The sequence below is a fragment of the Ruixingdingia sedimenti genome, assembly GCF_031432425.1.
Classification (GTDB): domain Bacteria; phylum Pseudomonadota; class Alphaproteobacteria; order Rhodobacterales; family Rhodobacteraceae; genus Ruixingdingia; species Ruixingdingia sedimenti.
The window spans coordinates 1-521 of the sequence record NZ_JAVKPH010000138.1; the positions used below are offsets into that span (position 1 = coordinate 1).

The window sequence follows — 521 nt, forward strand, 5'->3', positions numbered from 1 at the left end:
AAACCCTGCGTGGACGCAGCCCTTACCACACCGGTCCGCGAGGGCGGCCAGGACGCCTGGACGCGGTTCGAAGGCGTCAGCATGGCCATCGGACACTATGTCCGCATGGCGCATGAGGGGCGGATGAGCCGGGAGGAAGCCTGGCGCGCGATCGGCGAATACAACGCGGCGATGATCCGGCCGAACTGGCCAGAAGACCGTCTCTGGGTCGAATACGAGCGGCTTTGGGCGCTGCACATCGCGAGGAACGGCCCGCCGCTCATTCGGAACGACGGCGCTCCGGCGGCAAGAGAGATCGCCACCTTCACCTTGGGCGCGCTGCTGGACGACGGCACGCCGATGCCGGACGACATCATCGGCCCGCGCGTCCTGACCCCGGGCGGCATGCTGGTGCTCGGCGGCGCGCCCAAGGTTGGCAAGAGCGATCTCGTCATCAGCTGGCTGGTGCACATGGCTGCCGGTGTGCCGTTCCTTGGCTTCACGCCGCCACGGCCGCTGCGCGTGTTCTATCTGCAGGCCGA

1 protein-coding gene is annotated in these 521 nt (G+C 68.1%); it reads left to right on the plus strand.

What is annotated here, in order from left to right:
- Positions 1-81: 81 nt before the first annotated feature.
- Positions 82-521, plus strand: a 440-nt coding sequence (locus RGD00_RS23480; protein ID WP_310459642.1) for an AAA family ATPase, incomplete at its 3' end; no start/stop codon positions are given.